This window comes from Candidatus Nanopelagicales bacterium (genome assembly GCA_037045355.1).
GTDB lineage: Bacteria > Actinomycetota > Actinomycetes > S36-B12.
In genome coordinates, this window is the sequence record JBAOHO010000002.1 from 1 (window position 1) to 23,900 (window position 23,900).

A 23,900-nucleotide genomic window follows, 5' to 3' on the forward strand; every position below is an offset into this window, starting at 1 on the left:
AGCGAGGCTGGCGATACCCATGCAACGCCCGAACAGCTGCCCCACAAGTAGCCCGCCTGGCGATCGAAGGACGGCGGCGAGGGCGAGTTGGCCAACCGACGTGGATATTGACTGAACGAGGGTCCTGGTCGCCACTGCGTGGTAGTCACGCTTCCGGATTGCAGCCTGACTAAGAATCACGTACACCGCGGTTAGCCAGACAGTCGGCGGAAGGAGCCACAACCATGGGAGAAGTGACAGGCTCGACTGGTCATCCAGATAGGGTCCGCCGAGAGCAACTCCACCGGTAAGGGCGAGGGAAAAGATCGTAGCGGATACCAGAGCCAGTCGTATTAGCAGTCCACCCTTGATTTCCGAATCCGGGAGTGGCGCCGCCAATTCAAGACGTAGTCCAGCGACGATGGACAGCACCGCGACCATCGGCAATTATGTAGGAGAACACTCCGAAGTCATCCGGCGAGTACAGCCGGGTAAGGAACGGAGCCACCAAGAGTCCCACAAGCGAGGCGACGAGGGTGCTCCCCGACATCGCAGCCAGGCTCCGCGTCAGCGGGTTGGCTGTCAGGCGGCGCCATGATCGCAGGGCCATCGTGCATTCTCCCCGAACTCTCATCCACCTTGAATCGAACATACTTGACTGCACTGAAGGGGCTTTCAAGATCCTCGTGAAGTTGGTGGGATCGTACGCGACGCGCGCGGCTGGAAGGACTGACCTGTCCCCGCTTTTCCGGACGGTTTCGGTGTGGTGATCATGCCGCATCCTCGGCGGCGTTGTACTGCTGTTCGTAGTCGATGGGGCTGAGGTAGTCCAGGGCGGAGTGGCGTCGGGTGGGGTTGCGTAGTGACCCCCGTCGTGGTTGACCACGAAATCGACGGCGGCGGTGACGCGGGTGCTCACGTCAACCGCCGCGATGCTTTTCCCAACAGGTCGTCGTCCAACGCCAACTGACCGATCGTGCGTTCGGCTTCCGACAACTGCTTGGCGAGCAGGTCTTCGCGAGAATCCCGCGAGCCCTTGTCCGCCAACGCGGCCTCCATCCCGGCCACGGCCTGCTCGCGCCACCGCGCGAACGTCGTCTCGGAGATCCCCAGCTCCCTACACGTCTGCGACACCGTCTTCCGCTTGGTCAATACGCCCATCACCGCGTCACGCTTCTGCGCCGCCGTGAACGTCGATTTCCGTCCCATCTGCATGAGCCGCCCCGGGATGTCCGGAGGCATTCGGTTGTGTCTCATCCGGTGGGGATGGGACGGTTGCGGGCAGCGTAGTGGACGTCCTCGACATGTTGCGGGGTGAGATCGTCGATGGACTCGTGGGGCCGGTCGTTGTTGAACCAGTCGACCCAGTTCGAACGTCTCGATTTCGACGTGTTCGCAGTCACGCCAGGGGCCTTCGGGACGGATCAGTTCGGTCTTGGAACAGCCCGATCTGCGATTCGGCCAGGGCGTTGTCGCAGCGCGTAACCGACCGAACCCGACGGAGGCGTCGACCCCGGCGTCGATCAGGCGGTTGGTGAACGCGAACGACGTGTATTGGGCGAGTTCAACCGGTCGTTGCAACACCGGGTTGTTGAAGTGAGCGTAGCTGCTCCTCGAAGACCTCGGCGGGGGTCTTCCAGCCGAGGATCTTGCGGGGTCGGTTGTTGAGCGCGAGAGCGACGGCCTCGAGGTCTTCGGCGGACCAGCGCGACAGGTCGGTGCCCTTGGGGAAGTACTGCCGCAGCAGCCCGTTGGTGTTCTCGTTCGTCGGGCCGCTGCCACGGCGAGTGCGGGTCGGCGAAGAACACCTTCGTGCCGGTCTCGAGCGCGAACTGGGCGTGGCCGGACAGTTCCTTGCCGCGGTCCCAGGTGAGCGTCTTGCGCAGCTGCTCGGGCAGCTTCGTCATCGACGCGGTCAGCGCGGCGTTCATCGCGACGGCGCCGTAGCCGCCCAGCGCTGGGCCGTTCTTCACGTGGCGGCTTCTCGCCCCAGCCTTCCAGCCGGGGCAGGTGCACCAGCAGCGTGGAGCGGCTGCTGCGCTCGACGAGCGTGCCGATCGCGGACCGGCCCGTGCCGATGATCAGATCGCCCTCCCAGTGCCCAGGGACGGCGCGGTCCGCGGCCTCGGCGGGACGCTCGCTGAGAACACGACATCCGCGGTGACATGCCCTTGCGGCTTGTTCTGCGATCGGGCCCGCGGCTGCCGCAGTGCGCGGCCGGTGCGCAGACAGGTGACCAGCTCGCGTTTGAGCGCGCCACGGCCCTGGATGAACAGCGACTGGTAGATCGCCTCGTGGCTGATGCGCATGGACTCATCATCGGGGAAGTCGACCTTCAACCGGTGCGAGATCTGCTCCGGGCTCCACGCCGTCGACCACCGCCGGTCCTGCCGGTGCGGCTTGTTCAGCCCCTTCCACGCCGGCGGCTGTCGGACCCGACGACGATGCGTGCCGTCGGGCCGGCGGACGTTGCCCGGCGAGCCGCTCCTGGACGTACTCGCGCAGCCGGTCGTTGGTCACGAGCTTCGCGGTCTTCGGGCGCTTCGCGGCCTGCTGCGCCTTCCACTGCGCCACCACCGCCCGGTACTCCTGCTTCCCGCTCCGGGTGGCCGCGTTGCGGCGCAGCTCGCGCGAGATCGTGCCCGGGTCGCGCCCGATCCTGCGGGCGATCTCACGCACGCCCGATGTCCTTGGCGCGCAGCAGCGCGATCTCCTCGCGCTCCTCGAACGACAGGTAGCGGCCAGTGGGCTCGGCCAGGCTGATCGGTGGCATGCCGCCAGCGTGGCGAAACCAGCGCGATCCCGACCGGCACCGACACGCCCACCGTCAATCGCCGCCTCCGCCGTCGTGATGCCCGTCGCGATCAGACGCCAGAACTGCCGCTGCACCGCCCGCGACGGCTCAGGCCGCCCCGGTGAGCGCATCGGCGGCCGCAACGCCCGATCCGCACGCCACTGCCGCCGCGCCCCCTCCGGCGCATCGCTGGTCTTCGCTGCTCCAGTCGCTCGTCGCCACCGCGAACACCTCCATGATCAAGGTGTTGCGACGACCAGTTGAATCCGCCTTGGACTGCCGCGCGTCGCGGTGATGGACCAAGCCCGGACAGGTCGCTGACCCCGCGTCGGCGCCGGTGCCACATCGCCATGTCGAGCGCGTCCAGCGACCAGATCGGTGCGTCATGGTCGTGGCCGCCCGCCAGCCCACGATCATGCGGGAGAACACGTCGAAGATGAACGCGACGTAGACCCAGTCCCGGCGGGTCCCGACGTAGGTGAAGTCAGCGACCCACAGCTGGTTGGGCGCAGTGGCGGTGAAGTCGCCGGTCCACCAGGTCCTGGGACGCCGGCTCGGCGCCGGTCGGCGATCGTGGTGCGCACCCGCTTGCGCCCGCTGACGCCCTCGGCAGCCCTTGAGCCGCATCAGCCGCTCGACGGTGCAGCGCGCCACGTCGTGAGCCGCGCTGCCGCGCAGATACAGCCAGATCTTGCGCGCCCCGAAGACGTCGCGTCAGCTTCTGCTGGTCGCGCTGCGGCGATCATACCGCCACGATCTGCTCGGTCGCCGCGCCGCCGCGCGACGGCGGTCGCGTCGACGGCGTCGTAGTAGGTACTCGGGGCGATCTGCACCCGTGCTGCGACAGCACCGTGCAGATCGGCTCGACCCCGAACTCGCGCGCGGTAAGTCGGTCGATGAACTCCACTAGAACCGGTGTGGGCGGTCGAGCTCCGCCGCGAAGAAACTCGACGCCGCCTTGAGGATCTCGTTGGCCCGCCGCAACTCCGAGTTCTCCTTCTTCAACGCCCGGATCTCAGCGATCTCCTCGCTGGTCTTACCCGTACGGGCACCGCCGTCGATCTCGGCCTGCCTCACCCACTTGCGCAACGTCTCCGGCGATCCGATCCCCAACTTCGACGAGATCGAACGCAACGCCTGAGACTCGTTGACGTAGTCAGACCTGGACTCCACACACCATCCGCACCGCGCGCTGCCGCAACTCCAACCGATACCTCGTAGAACGTGACATGAGACTGCATCCTTCCAAGGAAATCAGTCTCCGGACATCCCGGGGCGGCTCAGTCGTCGTCTGAGTCGGGCGACGAGCCCGGCCCCCAAACAAAATGAGTCTCCAAACTACATCGGTGGTCCAGGGCTCAGGCGATGCCGGCCGACCCCGCGGAAACCCAGCCACGTGGCTTGGGTGGGGAGAGCCGGGCTGCGCCGGAGATCGTGGTCGGACTTTGGCCAGAACCATGGACAGCGCCCTTCTGGTCCTTGCCGGGGTCAGGGTCCGTTCCGCTTGGAAGTAAGTTCAAGGATCCGCCAGCCGAGTGCCGACGCCCCAAAGAAGACTCGTGCGTTGAGGTCGCCGGAGAACGCAACGGCGACCGCCATGGTCACAGCTAGCCCCAGACCGAGCAGGGCCAAGTCGGACGTTCTTGCCTTTGACCCCAAGACCACGATGGTTCCCAGCGTCAGCGCCGATGACTATGCCGCCCACAATCCATCCGCCCTCGACAAGGGCCTCCGGGCGAGGGTTCTGCATCAGAGAACTCTGAACCCGGACATCCAACTCCAGTTGCCGTATCCGATACCGTTCGGAAACTGCTGTATGATTGGCCGAGGTTCCGGAGAAGAAGGGCAGGCGAGCCTCGGTCGCCAGCGACGCGTCGCTAAGGGCACTGGAGACTTCGCATCTGGCTCAAGCCCACTGGCAATGCTATGAAGGCCAACGAAGCAGCCAGCGCGGCAGCGGCCACGGCCGCTCGGCGCCCCGACCGGCCAGCGAGGAGGATGACGCATGTCACCCCTAACACCGCTGCGAGCGCCGGGCCTCGGGAATCGAGTCGGAGAAGTGCTGCGAGGAGGATGAGCACCGAAGGCACCGCAACAGCGGCTCGGAGCCGAGCGTTGAACGACGAGCCAGACACATGCCACGAGGGCGGCGGCGACCACCCTCGCAGACCAGATGGGATTTGCCCCGAAGACAGCGGTGCGTCCGTCCATCACTTCTGCGCTCAGGAGCGTCGCGATGCCCAGGAAGACCCCAGACCCGTCAGGCTCCCTGCGAAGGCAAGGACATCCTGCGGACCTTGGAGAACCTGTCGGCCAGGGCTGTAATGAGACAGGACGTCGCGATCGCCGATATCCTTCTCGGCCCCGTACTCGGACTGAACCGGGGTGAGGAGGCTTGGGCAGTAGCACCACGAAAATAAGGCCCAGGGTCAACCAGAAGGACGGCCGCGAGAAAAGTCGCACGGCCAGCATCTCCCCGGCCGCTAGAAACACCACAGCACCGACTAGCAAAGCGGCAATCGCGGTTACTCGGAGAGGGGGAAGGGCGGTACCGGCGAAAAGCAGGGTGCAAGAGGCCCCCCCTGAAGGCGTGAGCCCAAGGCAGTCCAGCGCCGTCTCGCGATATGGCCACGCCATCACTCCCGGGGAATCGGGCCTCCCACTTGGAAGCACCGAGGAAATGATACCCACCAGGGGCGACAGAACGTCCTTGGACGACGTCTACGCACGTCCCGGGCCGCAAAGTGGCTACTCCTTACATGGCTCCGCTGGCCGGTGCGGCCGTGTCGGCGGTGAACGCAATAGATGGGCTCCTGCCGCTATGCGCCTCGCGGTCTGGTTACCGAGAGTTCCGGCGATCCGGGAGGGGCTGGCCGGAATAATCGCGATGATGGCTACGCCCGTTCGATCGCGGCTGATGGTCACTTCCGCCGCTGTTCTAGACTTCCGGTCGGATGTATCGGACAAGTGGATCCGCTGGAACTCGCTACTGTTCCCGGCTGAATGTGGTTCGGTCACTTGGTTCACCCGTAGCCCCGGCACTCTACCTCTGAGGGGCATTTGGAGTGATCGGCTGAAAGGCAAGGAGTTGTGCATGCTTGAGGCCAGAGCCGTTCGGCGGACGATCACGCCGGAGCGCCTACCTATCGAACTGGGTGGCTATGCCCAGGGCGAGAGGGCCTCCTCTATTGACTCCGACCTTGAGATGAACTGCGTGGCCCTGACAGATGGAGTCGAGACCGCAGTGATAGTCAGCCTGGATCTTCTGTACGTGACCCACGCTCTTCGTAAGGCTGTTCTCGCTGGGGTGGCCGACGCCGGAGTCGACGACTCCAGCCTGTTCATGGCCGCATCCCACACGCACTACGCTCCTGCGATCGATGAGACGAAGCCATTGCTTGGAACGCCCGACATCGGCTTCCGCGACCAGATGCTCAGCACCATTGTCGAGGCAATCCGAGACGCAGTCCTTCGCGCCCGAATCGGCCGTTGTCCTTGCGAGTGCCTATGGGCGCGTGGCCACAGGCGTCAATCGTCGGAGGGGGCGCGTGGTACGGATTGGCCGAGGTGGAGTTGAAGTCAACAAGACTGCGATGTGCCCCAATCCGAGCGGATCGACCGACCCCGTCGTTTCCGTTCTCGCACTTCGAGACGGGGATCGCGCACTCGCGTATATCTGGTCGGGAGCCTGCCACCCAACGGGGCTCGCGGAAGGTGACACCATCAGCGCTCACTGGCCGGGCGATGTGCGCGACGAACTCCGTCGGGTTGAGCGCGCAGGCCATGTGGGCAGCGAGCACGTTCCTGTCCTCTTCCTCCAGGGTTTCTCCGGAGACGTTCGGCCTCCGAGCGGGCACCCAAAAGGAGGCCGCGCAAAGACGCTCCTGCGCCGAATCCTGTCTGGCCCCACGTTCGAGCCGCTCGATCCCGCCGAATACTCGCAGTGGGCAGGCGCGGCTGCCAGTGGGATCGCCCGACTCGCACGCGACTGCGTTCCTCAGGCCGCCACGGCTTCAGTCAGTTTCGCCAGGGTTGAGTTGCCCGCATCGCAGTTCGCTACTGACGCTACCCACTTGCCCCCAGTCTCGTTCCATCGGGTCACGGTTGGCGGCGTTACTCTGGTCGGCGCATCAGCCGAACTGGTCAGCGGCTACGCAGTACATGTCCGTGCGATGGCTCCGGAGATGCACGTAATTCCTGTGGGATGCATCGACCACGTCATCGGCTACTGGCCCACCAACCAGATGTTTGAGGAGGGAGGCTATGAGGTGGTCGAGCACTGTCCGAGTTTCGGAATATCCGCCTGTAGTTCCGACATCGAGGAGTCGGTCTTGAAGCAGTTCGCGAGAATCCTGTCTGGCACGTGTAATCCACAGAGTGGCCACGCGATCGAGACGGAAGGCTCGTGACCCCTCCAGCCTCCTGTCTACCTCCCACAGTAGCCAGCTCGTCGTTGCGAGGATCACGAACAGGGCTTGGGCGGCACCCAAACCGGTCCAGCGGATTGCGCCCCCGTCAGATGCCCTGCGAACTATCAGCCAAGGGGAGTCTCGGTTCCTGTCGCGCAGGAGCACGGGCCTATTCGACGCACGTCGGAGGACTTCAGCGAGAGCAACGGCGGCCTTGTCCGACTCTGCCCCGATCTGCGGACACCACCTGACTACATCAACCTGGGGCGGCCGATACGCTTGGACTCGTGATTGACCAAATCGAAGCGGATCTACGCGCCTTGGGCCTGACAAGTGGTGATCACGTGCTCGTGCGCGCGGCCGCCAGCAAGTTGCGGCTGCAATCTGTCGAGGGTGGAGTCCGCCGTGACTCCGCTAGGGAACTGCTTGACGCCGCGCTGAAAGTCGTCGGCCCTGAAGGAACGGTGATAGCACTTACTTTCACGCCGAGTTCCTTGATGGCGATTGGTGCCAGCAGAATGGCCCCGTACAGTCTCGCTAGCCCTCCCGTGACTGGACACTTCGCAGGTCTTGTGGCAAGTCACCCTGAAGCACGACGGAGCACCCATCCAACCAACTCGTTCACCGCGATTGGGGCGGCCTCCGACAGCTTTGTCCGCTTTCATACACCAGACGCGCACGCGTTCAGGCCGATGGAGGATCTGGTTGCCTACGCTGGCAAGATGCTTCTAGTGGGGTGCATCGAATCGTCACCTGGATTCAGTACTGTGCACCTCGCACAGTTCCATCTAGGACTGAGCTCACGCTCCCTGCTCTCCAGACATGTGAGCAGCAGATACATTGAGCTTTGCTGGACATCTGAGGACGAACCTCGCAACAGACATCCCAGGTTGCTCGATGGGGTTCGGACGTCTATACGCGGAGTACCGTGCTCGGGGAATCCTCTCGGAAGGGACCGTCGCTGGAGCGGCCTCAATGCTAATCGAGGCGCCGGTCGCCTACACAACTGAGTACGAATGTCTCCGGCGCGATCCGACATGTGTGCTGTGCGAAGATCCGCAATGCATGCGATGCCGAGGAACCCTGACCTACAACAGAGCGGAATGGGCCAGTTATTGGGGGCGCACCGCGCCGAAGCAGATCAAGGCACGACTGAAAGCTCATCCGAAGTCTCCAGAACGCGGCCCACGATGAACAAGCGTTCCTTGAAACTAGGCGATAGCGTCGCGCTCCGTACTCAGGTCACAAGCCAGATGGTGAGTGAGTTCGCACACCTCAGCGGTGACCATAATCCGTTGCACCTGGACCAAGACTTTGCGGCACGGACTCGCTTTGGTAGATGCATCGTCCACGGTCTCCTGTTGGCTTCGTTCTACTCAAAACTCCTCGCTGAGGATCTACCAGGACCAGGAACGATCTATCTGTCGCAGTCGCTACACTTCCTCCGCCCCGTCTTCGTCGATTCAATGGTCACGACGTCGGTTGAACTAGTCAGCATCGAAACGGCAGAGGGTAAGCGGAGCTTCGACGTTCCACCACACTCGACAGCGGCAAGGAGGCCGTCTCTGGCGTGGCCGTCGTTCTGTATCGGTAACCTCCGGCGGGTTGACTCCACCCGGTACGATTAGCGACCCAAGGCCGGAGCGCGCCCGGTTGTCGGTTCATCCGGGTCATGAGCGCTGCGTACGTTCTTACGAGTCCACGCGAGATTCCCGGGCATTTCGGCGTGACCTCTGAGTGATCCGCGGATTTGTAGAGTCTTGCTCGGCCCGGCTTCGGGTCAGGAAGCTCGAGGATTCGATGTCGGCGAGGAAGAAGCATTCCCGGAGGAGACCGTTCGGAGGTTGTAGTGGACCGAATTCAAAGTCTCTTGACGCTTGGCTTTGGTCAGGATCTCGTCGGCTGATTTCGGTCCAGACGAAGGGGTGGCAGCGGTCGTTCCAGCCGTCGATGAAGGCGCGGATCTTGGCGTTGAGGTCTTTGACCGAGGTGAAGGAGCCGCGGTGGATGGCTTGGCGTTCGATGATCGAGAACCAGACCTCGACCAAGGTTCAGCCACGACCCTGAGGTCGGGGTGAAGTGCACATGGACGCGGGGATTCGCCGTCAGCCAGTCTCGGATCTCGACCCGTTTGTGCGCGGCGTAGTTGTCCATGACCAGGTGCAGTTCCTGATCGGGGTAGGCGCGTGCGACTTGCTTCAAGAACGCCAGGAACTCCTGGTGGCGGTGCCGTGGCTTGCAGGCGCCGGTCACCTTACCGGTGGCGATCTCCAACGCCGCGAACAATGTGGTGGTGCCGTGCCGTTTGTAGTCATGGGTGCGCCGCTCGACGCTGCCCTCACGCATCGGCAGCATCGGCTGGGTGCGGTCCAAGCGCTTGGATCTGGGACTTCTCGTCGATGCACAACACCACCGCGTTCTCCGGCGGCGCCAAGTACAAACCCACGACGTCGGTGACCTTGCCGACCAACTCCGGGTCAGTGGAGAACTTGAACGTCTGCGACCGGATGAGCAAGACCGATCTGCGCGCGCGCCCCATGTTCGCGCGCACCAAAGAGGCCATCGAGGCGCACCTGACCGTCGTGTTCGCCGCCCTGGCCGTGGCCCGCACCATTCAGCAACGCACCGGCCTCGCCCTACGCAACGTCATCCGTCAACTCCGCCCGCTGCGTTCCGCCACACTGGCCATCAACGGCGCCGAGCAGACCTTCCCACCCCAGATCCCACCCGAACAGCAGACCATCCTCGACGCCATCAACCGCGCCGAAGCCACGCACTAAGGAAATGAGCAAACACGGGGTGCTGCGACAGTACTTCCCCAAGGGAACGGACCTGTCGCGCTGGTCCGCCGAGGACCTCGAGGCCGTCGCTCACGCCCTAAACAACCGGCCCCGCAAGATCCTCGGCTGGAAGACGCCCGCCGGAGGTCTTCGACGAGCAACTACGCTCCCTTCAACAACCCGGTGTTGCAACGACCCGTTGAACTCGCCCAATACACGTCGTTCGCGTTCACCAACCGCCTGATCAACGCCGGGGTCGACGCCTCCGTCGGTTCGGTCGGTTAAGCGCTGGACAACGCGATGGCCGAATCGCAGATCGGGCTGTTCCAAACCGAACTGATCCGTCCCGAAGGCCCCTGGCGTGACTGCGAACACGTCGAAATCGAGACGTTGAACTGGGTCGACTGGTTCAACAACGACCGGCCCCACGAGTCCATCGACGATCTCACCCCGCAACATGTCGAGGACGTCCACTACGCTGCCCGCAACCGTCCCATCCCCACCGGATGAGACACAACCGAATGCCTCCGGACATCCCGGGGCGGCTCAGACCTGCGCACTAACTTGATAAGAGTCGGGTATTCGATCGTGGCGAGATCATTATCGTTGCTCTGATTATGGCGTTTGCTCCAGAGTGGAAGGACCCCTTGAAGTGGTCCAATGACCGTTCAACTCTCAGTCCTCGCGAGGCCGGAATCACAGATGCGATCCTTCACAGCGGGAGATGGGTAGTTGATCAGCACAGCCCTGTAGGTGCCCTTGAAGACGAAGAGGCTTCCGGCTGCGGCACCGACCACGCCGCACTGGCGCCGAGCAAGCGCCTCGATGTCCGCCAGTCGAGCCAGCTCCGCCGAGGATCGTCAGAGGGATGTCGATCATGGCCGCATCTCGGAGGCAAGTGCCAGGTCGTAGCCCTGCATCTGGCCGTCGCGATCGATGGAGTTGACGACAATCTCGCCGGCGCCGGCCTCCTGCATTTGCAGAGCCGCCTCAAACGGGACTCGTGCCTGGTGCCTCTTGGTGCCGTTTACTGGTGCGGCAACTCGTAGCCTCTTGCGAACGCAGCGCCGCTCGTTTCGTCGGCACATCGAGAGTGACCACAACGCTCTGGCGGCCGACCTCGTCGGCCGTTCGTGTCACCAGCGATGGGTCGGCGATAGCGGCGGAACTCATGGAGACCTTCTCGACGCCGAGGCCGACGATCCTCTTGGCCTGGTCGGGGCTGAGTTACTCCACCGCCGTAGCACAGGGGCATCCGACATTCCGCGGCCAGACGCGAGATCATCCGGTAGTCCGGCTCCGACGCCCTTCGCGGTGGCATCGATGTCGAGGACGATCAGTTCGTCGGCTTCCTTCTCGTTGAAGATCCGCACGGCGTTGATTGGGTCGCCGACGTACTTGGGGTCTGTCGAAGCCGACGGTCTTGACCAGACCGCCCTTGTGGACCAGCAGGCACGGGATGATGCGCGGGCGCAGCATGTCAGAGACTCGCGAAGTTCTTCAGGAGAGCGACGCCCCAGTGGTGGCTCTTCTCCGGATGGAACTGCACGCCGAAGACGTTGCTCGCGCTGCACCGCGCAGTCGAATGTGAAGCCGTAGTCCGCTGGTCGCGAGGACTGCGCGCGGTCGTGCACAGTCGAAGTAGTAGGAGTGGAGGAAGTAGAATCGGGCGTCGTCATCGAGTCCCGTGAACAGGGGCGTCCGATGGTGTCGGCCGCGACGTCGTTCCAGCCCATGTGCGGGGTAGCGGTAGGCTCGCCGCCGCTCGGGTGGCTGCGAAGCTCCTAACGTGCGCCGTCGATCCATCCCAGGCCGGGCAGCGACTCCTTCGTCGCTGCCGTTGGCCAGGATCTGCATCCCGACGCAAACACCGAGGATCGGGACTTCTTGCCTGCTCGACCAAGTCGCTCCAGGACTGGCTGCATGCCCGAGGCCTCGAGCAGCTCCATCGCGTGATCGAACGATCCGACGCCGGGCAGGATCACCTTGGTCGCGCCGCTGCAAGCTCCTCGGCGTCCGAGCCCGGGCCGCATTCGAAGCCCAGGCGCTCGAACATCGTTGAGGAAGGCCTGCGACGTTGCCCAGGCCGTAGTCGACGACGTGGATCATCGGAATGAGCCTCCTCTCGACGCCCAGTCCGGCGCAGCACGTCTGCACCCAAGTCCGATGAGCCACCGCTTGTTCTTGTAGTCGCGGTAGGTCTTGTTCTCGCCCTTCGAAGATCTCCTGCAGCTCGTCGACGGTCAGAGCCCAGCTTGCTGGCGACGTACTCGAACTCCTGGCTCGAGGAAGTGCTCATCCATTTCCGGGTGCGCCAGCCGCGCGATCGCGTCCTCGCGGGTCATCTGACCTGGTCATGATCAGGCTCGAGAAGTGCGCCTTGCGCTTGTCGAACCCGAACTTCCGCGGCAGCCAGAAGTCCTCGTAGAAGCGGGTGAAGCGCGACTCGTGGTGCTTGTGCTGAAACGGCTGCCAGCCGAACAGTCGCTGCAGTTCCTCCTCAGCCTCCTTCTTGACGTACGGAACCAGGTTCAGCGGCTTGCACGACCTTCATCCCGAGGAGCCGTCTGATAGAGCACCTTGTACATGAGGATGTCGACCAAGGGGAAACGTATCGAGGGGTCGCGTCCCGAATCTGCCTGTGGATGTCCAGGAATAAGCGTCTTGTCGATGCCTGGGTAGCCGCCCCACTCTTCTGGCTCGCGACAACACTCCGTGGAGTAGTTGGAGCCGGTCAGAACGTACTTCACCCCGTGCTTGTCGTGCGAACGTATAGAGGGCAGAGAAGAAGGCAGCATCTTGCACTAGATCCTGGTCGGGAATCTGAGACCTCAGGAAAGCCAACTTGCAGGTCCTTCACTTCCTCCCAGTTGACCACCTCCGTGTACAGGTCAAGCCCCAGCCCATCGACCAGCTTCTCGATGTTCGCCGACCGCCTGGTCCGTGTTCCAGCCGGCATCAACGTGGAACAGGAGGGGTCTGAGTCCCATCTTCTCCGTGGCCACATAGGTCGCGTAGGAACTGTCGAGGCCACCACTCAGGCCGATGATGCAGTCGAAATCCCGTCCTTGCCCTGCCGCTCTGATCTTTGAAGCCAGCTCACCCAGTTCTCTTTCGCCTCTGGAATCCGTGTGCCAGTTAGGTGCGATGACTGACGTGTAGTTGCGGCAGTAGTCACACACACCGTCGTTGTCGAACCGAATATTTGGGTCCGTCGTGTCCATGACGCATGTTTCGCATCGTTGGTAGTGGGTCGGGGTCAACGCCGTCATCAAGTCACCTCCCGCTCAAAGTCGAGTAGAACGTTCTGCGAATCCTATAGAGGAAAGGGTTCGTGCTGGACAGTGCGCGCAAGCGGTCAACCACTGCCACTCGGGATGTGAGCACTCCAAGCATGCTTCCTCGTCTGCGCATCCGCTCGCATCTCTGTTTGGCCCGGATCCGTTGGGTCTCCCCTTGGGTCAAGTCTGCGCGGTAATGCTCGAGAAACAGATCGAGGGCTACCATTCTCTCAGCGATTTTCCTGCTGTATTCCTCAAAGTCCTCGGTCATGTTCGCACTGGTGTTTCCGGCGTGCACCCTCCAGTCGCAGGCGATGACATCTGAGTGAACCACACAGACCTTGTGGAGATGGGTGGCTGCCAGAGCCATCCAGGTGTCCTCGCTGGGAAGCGACTCCGGCACGGGGAACACGGTGTCCACAGCCCTGCGATTCATCATGATGGATGCTCCGCTTGGATTGCCTAAACCGGGGGTCTTCGGGACGACCACTCCATTGAATTTCGGGTCGTCCGAAATAGTACGGATCTTGGCCAAACCTATGACCGCCCGCTCGTCGCCGAATGGACGGACGCTCTCGATACGTGCGCGCAAGCTGCCAGGGGGCATGACGTCATCACCGGCAAACAGGCACACGTACTCCGCTCGAGAAGCCGCGACCCCCAAGTTGAAGGCGCTGCATTTGCCCTCCCGTGGATTATGGAACAGCCTGAGGCGTTCGTCAGATCCCGCAAGTGCTCGCGCCACCTCCGTCGTCGCGTCTCGTGAATGGTCATCGACTAGGACCACTTCGACGTTCACGCCTTCTTGGTCGAGGATGCTGCGAAGAGCCTCGGCGAGGTAGGTCTCCTCGTCTCGCGCCGCAACCACCACTGAGCAGTTGACTTCACCGTTCATCCCCGTGGTCCTCCCCTTGCATGTCTTGAGTCAGTCAAGGAGCGCGAACCTCCCCCTCCTGTCCACACAATCACTCCCGAGGGCGCGCATTCGACGCCCCAGGCGCGGCCGAGCAACCTGCTCAATGATCGAGCGTCAATATGTTACCTCTTTGATTGCGCACACTCGGGGGGGTCGCCTGGGTCGGAGTGGGGTGTACCAAGGGTTGTAGACAGGTTCTCTCGACAGAGAGGATGCGTTCATGTCGGAACGACGTCGCAAGTTCAGTTCCCAGTTCAAGGCCGAGGCGGTGCAGCTGGTGTTGGAGACCGGCGGCCCGATCGCTGAGATCGCCCGCGAGCTGCCGATCAACGAGGGCACACTCGGGAACTGGGTGAGCCAGCCAACTGGCTGCTCACACGTAACCAGGTGCGCACGAAACCCGGGGCGGTTCACCCCGGGCGGCTCAGATTCCGCAACAGCCTCTAATCGGCGAACTCCGCGAACCTTGGCGCCAAGCGTTCGCTTTCCCGGGTCGTGATGTGTGTCGCGTCCCGATAGCGAGAAACGCCTTGACGAATGGTTGAGCAGTGGTCCTCGGTGCAGAACTCATCTTGGAGATCGAGTACATCAGCCCCTGCTTCCTGTGCCACACGATCGAGGGCTGATCGCGTGGGGCCTTGGATCTGGGCAATGGCGAGCAAGTGGACCGTGCGGTCGCAGAGCCCAAGGGCGAATGGAACCACCCCACAACCAGTCGGCTCCCAGATCGGGGGAGGGTTTCTGTATGTCGGAATCGTCTGCACAAGGTGCACCTGCTGTCCTGAATGCTCAAGGACTCGCACAGTTCGGCGCATGGCTACCTCCATGACCTCTAGCTTGTCATCTTGATCACGGAGAACCGTGTCCGGACGCGTTCGCAAACCGGTGGCCGGGTCCCACCAGTACTGGTCAATTCGCGGCAATGAAAACGTCACCGGGGGGGGCGGTGCGAAGCCACCGGACAACCTCCTCCGCGTACTGTTGGCAGTGATCGAAGGCTGTCGATGGGATCGGGTCAGAGACGAACTCACTCTTCGTGGCTGCAACAGTTAAATCTAACCCGTCGACCAACGGGCATGAGGAGCCGGTAAATATCCAGACTGGGCGATTCAGGATTGCTCCAGCCCCAATAGCGGCTTCCGAGAACTGCTCCGCATTGGAGTCCCCGACCAGGTAGATGGGGCGTCCCCGTGCATCTGCATTCCACTCACACCCGGAAATTGCCTGTCGGTCGAAGGCCTGGGAGATGTGGCAGCCGCGAACCCTCCCGGCGTGCTCCTCAACTCGGTCGTGAGCGGCGTCCTTGAGGCCCTCCGGCGACCAGCCCATCGGGCCCGCTATCCCCACCACACCCGCAATGGTCAACGGGACGGCCAGAGTCACCGCCACAAGCATTGCGAAGCGTCGCCCACGAAGACTAGTGAGCGCCCGTATGGGCTGTTCTACCCAGCGGTAGGAGGCAACTGCTGGAATCAAAGAGGCGACCGCGGCCAGCACCAGAGCAAGCCCACTACTCGGCCACAGAATCCGCGCAAAGACGACAAAAGGCCAGTGCCAGAGGTAAAGGGAGTAAGACCAATCACCCACTCTCACCAACGGTCGAGTTGCGAGAAGCCGGCTGCCCCCGTTAGCAGGCTGCTTTCCAGCGGCCAGCAGAAGCAGGGTCCCACCCACTGGCAGGAGGGTCCATGGACCAGGGACCTGTGAGGTTCCAGCAATGACCCAGAGCGATAGCGCCAGCATGGCAAACCCAATGAGCGCCATCGCAGTCGCGACTTGCCGCGAAGGGGTGGCAACACTCCATGCCAGGGTCAACAGCGCCCCAGCGGCGAACTCCCAAAACCGCGTGAACGGACTATAGAAGCCGAACAGGTACTCCGCTTCGCCAAGCCCCGAGACTTCCTGCCCAATAATCGCGAGGGCGAATGAGAAGGCCGCGACGATCGCCACGAGGAGAATCGCGGACCCCACAGGCCGCTGCAACCGGCGACCTGTGAGCCATCCGATGAGCAACAGGGCGGGAAAGGCGAGATAGAACTGTTCTTCAACGGATAGCGACCAGGTATTGAGGAGTGGGTTCGTTTCGGCAGGGGCATCGAAGTACTGCCCCGTGCTCCCGGCAATTACGAAGTTTGCCGCCAGTAGCATCGCCCCGACGGCTGTCTTTGCTGCGATCTGCTGAGGACCAAAAGGCGACAACATGAGGGCGCTCAGCAGCATGGTCACGCTTACGGTGAGCGCCAATGCCGGAGTCAGGCGCTTGAACCGGCGAGCATAGAACGCGCCGAACCGAATGCCGCCGGTCGCGAGCCACTCTCGGCGGAGCATACCCGTGATGACGAAGCCGGAGATTACGAAGAAGACATCAACACCAACAAAACCGCCAGGCAGAGGGAGACCCGCGTGGAACGCAACCACCATCAAGACCGCGACAGCTCTCAGTCCCTGAACGTCGAGTCTGCGGTTCTTTGCGCCCTCCCCATGGCGAACCGACGGGGCACCCGTGAGAGCGACAGCTCTGACCGCATCGGCCATTGATCCACCTCCCCGCTGCTGAGTGTTCAAGAGTACGGCGCCGAGGGTCCACCTTAGGCCGAACACCTCCGCTGCGATGCGCGGCCCTTGACCGGCAGGACGCATGTCCGCGTTGCTTTGACCGACCAGTCCCGAAGTGAATCGCCCTGGGTTGTTTGGAGGCTCCTGACCTTGGAAACGAGGATGGAGTTATGCCGAAGGAACAGACACCGGGGAAGCCGACGACGCGTCGCTACACCGCCGGAGGAGAAGGCCGCAGGCGGTGCGGCTGGTGCGGACGCTGCGGGCGGAGTTGGGCACCGACCAGGGCACGGTGCAGCGGGTCGCCGCGCAGCTCGGGTACGGCGTCGAGTCGGTGCGCGTCGTGGGTGCGCCAGGCCGATATCGACGATGGTCACGTCGCCGGGGTGACGCACTGCGGAGGCGGCGCGGATCAAGGCAGTTGGAGCAGGAGAACCGGGAGCTTGCGCCGCGCCAACGAAATCCTGAAGCGGGCAGCCCAGTTTCTTCGGGGCGGAGCTCGACCGCCAACACAAGAAGTAGTCGGCGTTCATCGACGCCAACCGCGAGCGAGTTCGGAGTCGAGCCCATCTGCCGCGGTCGCTGCAGGTGGCTCCGAGCACGTACTACGCCGCCAAGGACCGCGACGCCGTCGCCGCGGGCGCACCGCGACGCGGCGATGACCTGGTGTCTGACGCGAGCTGTGGGAGGCGAACTACCGCGTCTACGGGGCCCGCAAGCTGTGGAAAGCCGCCCGCCGGGCCGGCCACGACGTCGGCCGTGATCAGGTGGCCCGGCTGATGCGCGCGGCCGGCATCGAGGGGGTGCGGCGCGCGCAAACGGGTCACGCACCACCAAGCCCGACCCAGCCGCCGCCCGGCACCCGGATCTGGTGAAGCGGGAGTTCACCGCGACCGCACCGAACCAGTTGTGGGTCACCGATCTGACGTTCGTGCCGACGTGGGCCGGGGTGGCCTACGTGTGCTTCATCGTCGACGCGTACTCAGCGGATGATCGTGGGCTGGCGGGTCGCCTCGCCACATGCGCACTCAGATGGTCCTCGACGCGATCGAGATGGCCCGCTGGTCACGCGGCACCCAGCTGCCCGGGCTGCGGTGTCACTCGGATGCGGGCAGTCAATTCACGTCCGTGCGCTACGGCGAACGTCTCGCCGAGATCGGGGCGGTCCCCTCGATCGGAACTGTCGGCGATTGCCTGTTAACCGGCTAATCGGGGGTTGGCTGCAGCGTTGACCGTGTGCGAGCACGCCGAGGGGTATTGGATTTCGCTGCCTGATGGGCGTAGTGCTGGAGGCATGGACCACGGTCATGTCTGGCTCAGAAGCAGTGGCTCGGGGTGGCGGCTGGAGGGGGACGATCCGCCGCTTCTCGTTGAGGCGAATGAGTACTTGCGGTATCTGGCGGATCGCAACTATTCGCCGAGGACGATCCGGACCTACGGGTACGGGCTGCAGGCGTTTTTCCGTTGGCTGGTTGCTGTCGAACTGACCGTGTCCATCGTGAACACCCAGGACGTGTTGGCGTTCCTGACGGCCTGTCGGCAGGAGATCGTGCGGGGTCGTGGCGGACCGAACGTGGTCGACATGCGGGGCAGGCGAACCGATTTGCTGGCACCTGCCACGGTGAATCTGCGGCTGGCAGCGGTCAGTGGCCTGTACGAGTTTCTGGCCATGCGTGATCCGTCGTTTGTGTCTCCGATCCCCAAGGGCCGCGCCAGTTCCTGGTTCGCCGCTGGTGAGCGCACCGGTCTGCTGGCTCACACGAAACGCCGTCCCGCACCCCGCTCCCGGCTGCGACTGCGCACCCCCCAGCGGCTGCCGCGAGCGTTGTCCCCGGTCGAGGTCGCTGCCTTGCTGGGTGATTTGCGCTCGACCCGTGATCTGGCCATGGCCGGTTTGATGTTGTACTGCGGGCTGCGATCCTGCGAAGTGCTGGCGCTGCGCGTGGTTGATGTCGATATCGGCGGCCGTTGGCTGCTGATCCAGGGCAAGGGCGGCAAGGAACGCCGCGTGCCACTGGACGGCGACATCGCCGCGGTCATCAACACGTACCTGTTGGTGGAGCGCCCCGACACTGAGGCACCGGAACTGTTCGTAGTGGCCAAGGGCCCCACTCGCGGTCAGCCGCTGACGGCGGCTGGGTTGCGTGCGGTGTTCCGCTACCACCGCAGTGTGACCGGGGTGACCGCCGGGGCTCCGCATGCCTTGCGCCATACCTTCGGGACCGCTCTCGCCGAAGCCGGTGTCGACCTGGCAGTGATGCAGGCACTGCTGGGCCATGCCCACGTCGACACCACCGCCCGCTACATCCATCTTGCCCCGACTCATGTGAAGGCCCAATACGATGCTGCCCGCACCCGGCAACGCCGCCAGTCGTAGTCCCTTGGCCGTATCCCGCCAGCCGGTGGCCGAGGCGCCGGAGCTGGTGCTGGCTGCCTACCACGCCCACCAGCAGGTCACCGGCCGCGGCAACCCGGCCTACGACTGGGCTGCACGAGCGTTCCTGCGGCGCTGGCCTGCGGTGCGGTCGTGGGAGAGCGAGCCGCTGCCCGTCCAGTTGGCGGCCAACGCGTCCATGCGACCGTTCATCACGTTCCTGCTGGTTACCGGCCGCCTGCATCCGGGGTGGGACTACCTGGTGCACCGGAAGTTTTCCTCGATCTGGCGTGACGTGCGCGGCACTGCGATCGGCGGCGACCTCGAGGCGTTCATCGTCACCGCGCGATCGGCCGGCTACACCGAGCGGGTCGCCTCGGCGATGGCCTCACAGGTGATGGCCCGGGTGTTGTTCGCCACCGGGAAACGGCTGCCGCAGGTCACCCACGCCGACTTCGACGCCCTCACCGCGGCAGGAGTCGAACGGCAGGCTCAAACCGGTCGAACCTGGAAGCATTACCGGGCCACCTCGACCGCGACCAGGACCGTGTTGTTCCACATGGGGATCTTGCCCGTCCTGCCGCAGACCTTCGAGCAGCGGTGGCCGTTCGCCCGTCGGATGGCGTCAGTCCCCGAGCCGATGCACTCGATCCTGGTCCGCTACCTGCAGGCCAAATCGGTGACCTGCAGACCGAACACCGTGTCCGGCCTAGTGGACCGAATTCAAAGTCTCTTGACGCTTGGCTTTGGTCAGGATCTCGGTCGGCTGTCTTGGTCCAGATGAAGGGGTGGCAGCGGTCGTTCCAGCCGTCGATGAAGGCGCGGATCTTGGCGTTGAGCTCTTTGACTGAGGTGAAGGAGCCGCGGTGGATGGCTTGGCGTTCGATGATCGAGAACCAGACCTCGACCAAGGTTCAGCCACGAGCCCGAGGTCGGCGTGAAGTGCACGTGGATGCGGGGGTTCGCCGTCCAGCCAGTCTGCGGATCTCGATGTGTTTGTGCGCGGCGTAGTTGTCCATGACCAGGTGCAAGTTCCTGGTCGGGGTAGGCGCGGGCGACTTGCTTCAAGAACGCCAGGAACTCCTGGTGCCGGTGCCGTGCGCTTGCAGGCGCCGGTCACCTGTGCCGGTGGCGATGTCCAAGGCGGCGAACAACGTGGTGGTGCCGTGCCGCTGGTAGTCGTGGGTGCGCCGCTCGACGCTGCCCACCCGCATCGGCAGCATCGGCTGGGTGCGGTCCAAGCGCTTGGATCTGGGACTTCTCGTCGATGCACAACACGATCGCGTTCTCCGGCGGCGCCAAGTACAGCCCCACGACGTCGGTGACCTTGCCGACCAGCTCCGGGTCAGTGGAGAACTTGAACGTCTGCGACCGCCACGGCTGCACCCGATGCTCGCGCCACACGTCCAGCACCGCCGTGGCGCTGACCTCGCAGGCGGCGCGCCAGCAACCGCGACGACCAGTGCGTGACCCCCAGCGATTTCGGCGGCGGCTCCAACGTGGCCGCCAACACCTTGGCTCGGTCCACCGTGCGCGGCTTGCCCCGACCGCGGCGCATCACCGAAGCCCGTCGACACCCGACTGCCTCGTAGCGGCTGCCGCCAGGCTGATCACCGTCGGACGCGACACCGCCAACCGACGCGGCGATGCTGGTATTCGACTCACCATCGGCCGCCGCCAACACGATCCTCGCCCGCTGGGCCAAACCAGCGCGAATCGACGACGACCGAGTCCACGACGCCAAGACATCGACATCGCCAGGACGCAGTACCAACGCAGCAGCAGGATGAGCAGGCATCCCCCATCATCACGGACAACCAAGCGTAAAGAAACTAGGCGCGCAGGGCACTAGCTACCCGCTTGGCACACTTCGGCACGACCGTGGCGGCGCTGGACCCCACCGCGACCCCGGCCACCATGGACAGTGTTCACCACATCGAACCCTGGCTGGTCGGCCTCACCCACGCACCAAACACCAAGACCGGCGGCATCTTGTCCGACCGCGGAGCAGGCGCGCCGGATCCTGGCCGTCGGCGAACTTCTTCTCCGACATCAGCGAATGGGACTGGCCCGAAGCTCCCAGCCCGGCGGTTGCTCTACTCCTCCGACAACCCGCGACTTCCCCAGCCGCTGCCCAGGTTCCTGCCTCCCGACGCCGACCGCCGCCTCACCGAGGCACTGCAGACCAGCCCACCAGCGTCTGGCCGCCGACGCGCTGCTACTGCAACGCGCCTGCGGGCTGCGAATCGGTGAACTACTCGACCTGGAACTCGACGCCGTCATCGATACCCCGCAAGCCGGTTCCTGGCTGAAAGTGCCGCTGGGCAAACTCGACACCGAACGCATGGTCCCCATCGATGACGAGATCGTCTCACCTGATCGATCGGATCACCGCGACCCGCAGCCCAGGACGGCCCATCCCGCACCCCCGCACCGGCCGACCCGCCGACTTCCTGTTCACCGCCCACGGACACCGCCTCGGGCCAAAGCGGGCTACGCGTGGAGCTGCGCCGGGCCGCGACCGACGGCTGGGATCGGCCACGTCACCCCGCACCAACTGCGCCACACCTACGCCACCGCCCTGGTCAACGCCGGGGTGTCCCTGCAAGCCCTCATGGCGATCCTCGGGCATGTCTCCGCCGAGATGAGCCTGCGCTACGGGCACCTATTCGACACCACCATCCGCACCGAATACGAACGCGCCCTCGACCTGGCCAAGACCCGCATCGGCGCCCTGCCCACAAACCAGCGCTTGCTACCACGGACCGCCACCACGGCACGGCCTGGACCGACCACCCCGACCATCAAGACCGCGCTGGCCGGCGGCTACTGCCTGCGCGCACCGGCCCAGGGAGCCTGCACCTACGCCAACATCTGCGAGCACTGCCCCAGCTTCCACACCGAAGCCGAGACACGCCACGTCCTCACCGCGTCAACGCGACACCAGCCGCAAGCCCTCGCCGACGACGCCACCGCACGGGGATGGGACACCGAAACCGAACGTCACCTACGACTCATCACCCAGACTCAACAACCTACATCGACAACGCCGCGACACGCCCGAACACCATGTGAGCGAAACAGCGCCAACAGTGGCCCAAACGATTCCCACAGGCCCCGATTAGCCGGTTAAAGCTTCGATAACGCGTTGGCCGAGTCCGTGAACGGCTACTACAAGGCCGAACTGATCCGCGGTCCCGCCCACGGCGGGCCGTGGAAGACCATCGACGACGTCGAACTGGCGACCCTGGGCTGGGTGCACTGGCACAACACCAGCCGCCTGCACGGCTACCTGAATGACCAACCGCCAGCGGAGTTCGAAACCGCGTTCTACGCTGCCAACAACGCCAGACAAGGAGCTGGTGGAAATCAAATAGCCCGAGCCTCCATCAGACCCAGTGCGACTCACCTCGTAGAACGTGACATGAGACTGCATCCTTCCAAGGAAATCAGTCTCCGGACATCCCGGGGCGGCTCAGGCGTCGGGGTGGGTGTCGTTATGTTATCGCGCTTAACGAAGAGCCTCCGTGGTTTGTCAGACCGGCCGGCGCGGGCACAGCGCGCGAGCTCTGCCGGACGCCAACGTTTCCAAAGAACACGGTGTTGCCGATCAACCGACGGAGGAGATTCAGCCCGGCCGCCGCGGATCCAGGGCGCTGGGCTAGACGACGTGGCAGTAGTATCCTCTAGGTTCTGGCGGAGGCGGGGGTACATGGCAGGCATAGGGCGCAAGCATGAGCCTGCCGCGGGGACGGGAGCACCCTGCTCGGAAAGCGCCAACCACACCGGCTTGCACTACTGAAGTCAGTACTTCCCGCCTGAGGTCTACCCGCAAACGCTCTCGCGGGTGGCCGAGAGCCTGCGCGAGTCTGGATTCGACGTTCACGTCTCCACCAGTGTCCCCAATCACCCGACCGGCGTGACCGCAACCCGGATATCGGGCGTCGCGGGGTTGCCGAGAGACCATTCAGGGGTTCCGCGTCACCCGATCCCCGGTGTACCCGAGCCACGACCACCACGCCCTGGGGCGGATCGCCAACTACGTCTCGTTTGCGGCTGGATCCTCCTGGGCCGGAAGACGGGTCCTGTCGACTGCAGACGTTTCGCTCGTCTGGGCAACCCCCGCAACAGCCGGGCTGCCGGCGTTGATCGCCGCTGTGCGTTATGGGACGCCATATGTGCTGTGGGTACAGGACCTTTGGCCCGACTCCGTGTTTGCCACTCAGTTCCTCACCCACCCGGCTGTGCGGCGAGTTGCCGAGACTGGCCTGAACCCCTACCTCCACGCGCTTTACTCGAGAGCGGCGCACGTCGTAGCAATTACGCCAGGGATGCGCGGAACGCTGGTCGAGCGTGGGGTCCGTGAGTCCAAGACGAGCGTGGTCTACAACTGGGTCGATGAAAGCGTGATGAGACCTGCGCGACCCAATGGCCGCTTGCGCGCTGCCGCCGGGATCCCGGAGGGTGGCTTCGTGATGGTGTTCGCGGGGAATATGGGGACGGGACAACGCCTCGGTGATTGGGTCGCAGCCATGGCTCTCCTGAAGGACGTCGCAGATACGCATCTAGTCTTCTTGGGGCGACGGGCTCCGACCGACCGCGATTGCAGGCGCAGGCGGCGGATCTGGGATTGGAGTCGGTGCACTTCGTTGACCCGGTCTCGATAGGGGAAGTGTCCGAGATGGTTGCCGATGCCGACGCGTCAGTGCTCTCCCTGGCGGACGAGCCGTTATTCCGAATCACGATGCCGAGCAAGACCCAAGCGGCCCTTGCGCAGGGAAAGGCGATCATCTGTTCAGCGCCGGGGGAGA

The 23,900-nt window shown here is 64.0% G+C and carries 12 protein-coding genes, 14 pseudogenes and 2 other annotated features; of the genes and pseudogenes, 12 read left to right on the forward strand and 14 right to left on the reverse strand.

Translation table 11 applies throughout. From position 1 onward, the window contains the following. Positions 1 to 379: 379 nt before the first annotated feature. The 7 genes and pseudogenes from V9E98_00065 to V9E98_00095 all read right to left on the reverse strand — a co-directional run bounded on the left by V9E98_00065 (position 380) and on the right by V9E98_00095 (position 3,946). Complete coding sequence (locus tag V9E98_00065) at positions 380 to 589, reverse strand: hypothetical protein (protein ID MEI2715406.1); 210 nt, start codon at positions 587 to 589, stop codon at positions 380 to 382. A 305-nt stretch (positions 590 to 894) separates the two neighbouring features. Next, complete coding sequence (locus V9E98_00070) at positions 895 to 1,236, reverse strand: transposase (protein MEI2715407.1); 342 nt, start codon at positions 1,234 to 1,236, stop codon at positions 895 to 897. After that, a pseudogene (locus tag V9E98_00075) lies at positions 1,233 to 1,539 on the reverse strand (integrase core domain-containing protein). The gene V9E98_00070 and the pseudogene V9E98_00075 overlap by 4 nt, the downstream one beginning before the upstream one ends. Before the next feature lie 4 nt (positions 1,540 to 1,543). Further along, a pseudogene (locus V9E98_00080) lies at positions 1,544 to 2,904 on the reverse strand (IS30 family transposase). Further along, complete coding sequence (locus tag V9E98_00085) at positions 2,882 to 3,400, reverse strand: DDE-type integrase/transposase/recombinase (GenBank protein MEI2715408.1); 519 nt, start codon at positions 3,398 to 3,400, stop codon at positions 2,882 to 2,884. The pseudogene V9E98_00080 and the gene V9E98_00085 overlap by 23 nt, the downstream one beginning before the upstream one ends. Further along, positions 3,380 to 3,472: pseudogene (locus tag V9E98_00090) on the reverse strand (hypothetical protein). Before V9E98_00090 ends, V9E98_00085 begins: the two are co-directional and overlap by 21 nt. A 119-nt stretch (positions 3,473 to 3,591) precedes the next feature. Continuing rightward, positions 3,592 to 3,721: a sequence feature (AL1L pseudoknot), on the reverse strand. Next, positions 3,680 to 3,946 (reverse strand): transposase, encoded by a 267-nt coding sequence (locus V9E98_00095; GenBank protein ID MEI2715409.1) that lies wholly within the window; start codon positions 3,944 to 3,946, stop codon positions 3,680 to 3,682. Its footprint overlaps the feature before it by 42 nt. A 1,921-nt stretch (positions 3,947 to 5,867) precedes the next feature. Here V9E98_00095 and V9E98_00100 point away from each other — a divergent pair. Both V9E98_00100 and V9E98_00105 read left to right on the forward strand, forming a co-directional pair. Beyond that, positions 5,868 to 6,350 carry a hypothetical protein gene (locus tag V9E98_00100; protein ID MEI2715410.1) on the forward strand — a complete coding sequence of 161 codons (483 nt, stop codon included), beginning with the start codon at positions 5,868 to 5,870 and terminating at the stop codon, positions 6,348 to 6,350. A gap of 496 nt (positions 6,351 to 6,846) precedes the next feature. After that, on the forward strand, positions 6,847 to 7,182 hold the full coding sequence (locus V9E98_00105; protein ID MEI2715411.1) for a hypothetical protein: 336 nt from the start codon (positions 6,847 to 6,849) through the stop codon (positions 7,180 to 7,182). Between the two features lie 1,780 nt (positions 7,183 to 8,962). On the opposite strand, the pseudogene V9E98_00110 reads toward V9E98_00105, so the two are convergent. Then, a pseudogene (locus V9E98_00110) lies at positions 8,963 to 9,688 on the reverse strand (IS630 family transposase). Here V9E98_00110 and V9E98_00115 point away from each other — a divergent pair. From V9E98_00115 to V9E98_00125, 3 pseudogenes are all read left to right on the forward strand, one after another. Continuing rightward, positions 9,687 to 9,962, forward strand: a pseudogene (locus V9E98_00115) (hypothetical protein). The pseudogenes V9E98_00110 and V9E98_00115 sit on opposite strands and share 2 nt — an antisense overlap. A gap of 7 nt (positions 9,963 to 9,969) precedes the next feature. Continuing rightward, positions 9,970 to 10,165, forward strand: a pseudogene (locus V9E98_00120) (IS30 family transposase). Between the two features lie 4 nt (positions 10,166 to 10,169). Continuing rightward, positions 10,170 to 10,472, forward strand: a pseudogene (locus V9E98_00125) (integrase core domain-containing protein). Between the two features lie 365 nt (positions 10,473 to 10,837). Here the strand turns inward: V9E98_00125 and V9E98_00130 are convergent. From V9E98_00130 to V9E98_00145, 4 genes and pseudogenes are all read right to left on the reverse strand, one after another. Beyond that, positions 10,838 to 10,939: a HisA/HisF-related TIM barrel protein gene (locus V9E98_00130; GenBank protein MEI2715412.1), complete on the reverse strand. Its 102-nt coding sequence runs from the start codon at positions 10,937 to 10,939 to the stop codon at positions 10,838 to 10,840. A gap of 13 nt (positions 10,940 to 10,952) precedes the next feature. Further along, positions 10,953 to 11,171: pseudogene (locus V9E98_00135) on the reverse strand (HisA/HisF-related TIM barrel protein). Between the two features lie 1,682 nt (positions 11,172 to 12,853). Beyond that, positions 12,854 to 13,186: a hypothetical protein gene (locus V9E98_00140; GenBank protein MEI2715413.1), complete on the reverse strand. Its 333-nt coding sequence runs from the start codon at positions 13,184 to 13,186 to the stop codon at positions 12,854 to 12,856. Positions 13,187 to 13,238: 52 nt separating this feature from the next. Continuing rightward, entirely contained in the window at positions 13,239 to 14,138 is a 900-nt protein-coding gene (locus tag V9E98_00145; GenBank protein ID MEI2715414.1) for a glycosyltransferase family 2 protein, read from the reverse strand. A gap of 241 nt (positions 14,139 to 14,379) precedes the next feature. Here V9E98_00145 and V9E98_00150 point away from each other — a divergent pair. After that, positions 14,380 to 14,514 (forward strand): annotated as a pseudogene (locus V9E98_00150) (transposase). A gap of 554 nt (positions 14,515 to 15,068) precedes the next feature. Here V9E98_00150 and V9E98_00155 read toward each other — a convergent pair. After that, positions 15,069 to 16,694 (reverse strand): acyltransferase family protein, encoded by a 1,626-nt coding sequence (locus tag V9E98_00155; GenBank protein ID MEI2715415.1) that lies wholly within the window; start codon positions 16,692 to 16,694, stop codon positions 15,069 to 15,071. A 191-nt stretch (positions 16,695 to 16,885) separates the two neighbouring features. Here V9E98_00155 and V9E98_00160 point away from each other — a divergent pair. From V9E98_00160 to V9E98_00170, 3 genes and pseudogenes are all read left to right on the forward strand, one after another. Continuing rightward, positions 16,886 to 17,906: pseudogene (locus V9E98_00160) on the forward strand (IS3 family transposase). Beyond that, positions 17,196 to 17,312, forward strand: a sequence feature (AL1L pseudoknot). It overlaps the preceding pseudogene by 117 nt. A 103-nt stretch (positions 17,907 to 18,009) precedes the next feature. Further along, positions 18,010 to 19,092 (forward strand): tyrosine-type recombinase/integrase, encoded by a 1,083-nt coding sequence (locus V9E98_00165; GenBank protein MEI2715416.1) that lies wholly within the window; start codon positions 18,010 to 18,012, stop codon positions 19,090 to 19,092. Further along, on the forward strand, positions 19,058 to 19,873 hold the full coding sequence (locus tag V9E98_00170; GenBank protein ID MEI2715417.1) for a hypothetical protein: 816 nt from the start codon (positions 19,058 to 19,060) through the stop codon (positions 19,871 to 19,873). Before V9E98_00165 ends, V9E98_00170 begins: the two co-directional genes overlap by 35 nt. Here V9E98_00170 and V9E98_00175 read toward each other — a convergent pair. Continuing rightward, a pseudogene (locus V9E98_00175) lies at positions 19,851 to 20,887 on the reverse strand (IS630 family transposase). The gene V9E98_00170 and the pseudogene V9E98_00175 sit on opposite strands and share 23 nt — an antisense overlap. Positions 20,888 to 21,433: 546 nt before the next feature. Here V9E98_00175 and V9E98_00180 point away from each other — a divergent pair. The 3 pseudogenes from V9E98_00180 (at position 21,434) to V9E98_00190 (ending at position 23,756) form a co-directional block, all read left to right on the forward strand. Beyond that, positions 21,434 to 21,751, forward strand: a pseudogene (locus tag V9E98_00180) (tyrosine-type recombinase/integrase). Positions 21,752 to 22,216: 465 nt separating this feature from the next. Then, a pseudogene (locus V9E98_00185) lies at positions 22,217 to 22,423 on the forward strand (integrase core domain-containing protein). Between the two features lie 622 nt (positions 22,424 to 23,045). Then, a pseudogene (locus V9E98_00190) lies at positions 23,046 to 23,756 on the forward strand (glycosyltransferase). The last annotated feature ends 144 nt before the right edge of the window (positions 23,757 to 23,900 follow it).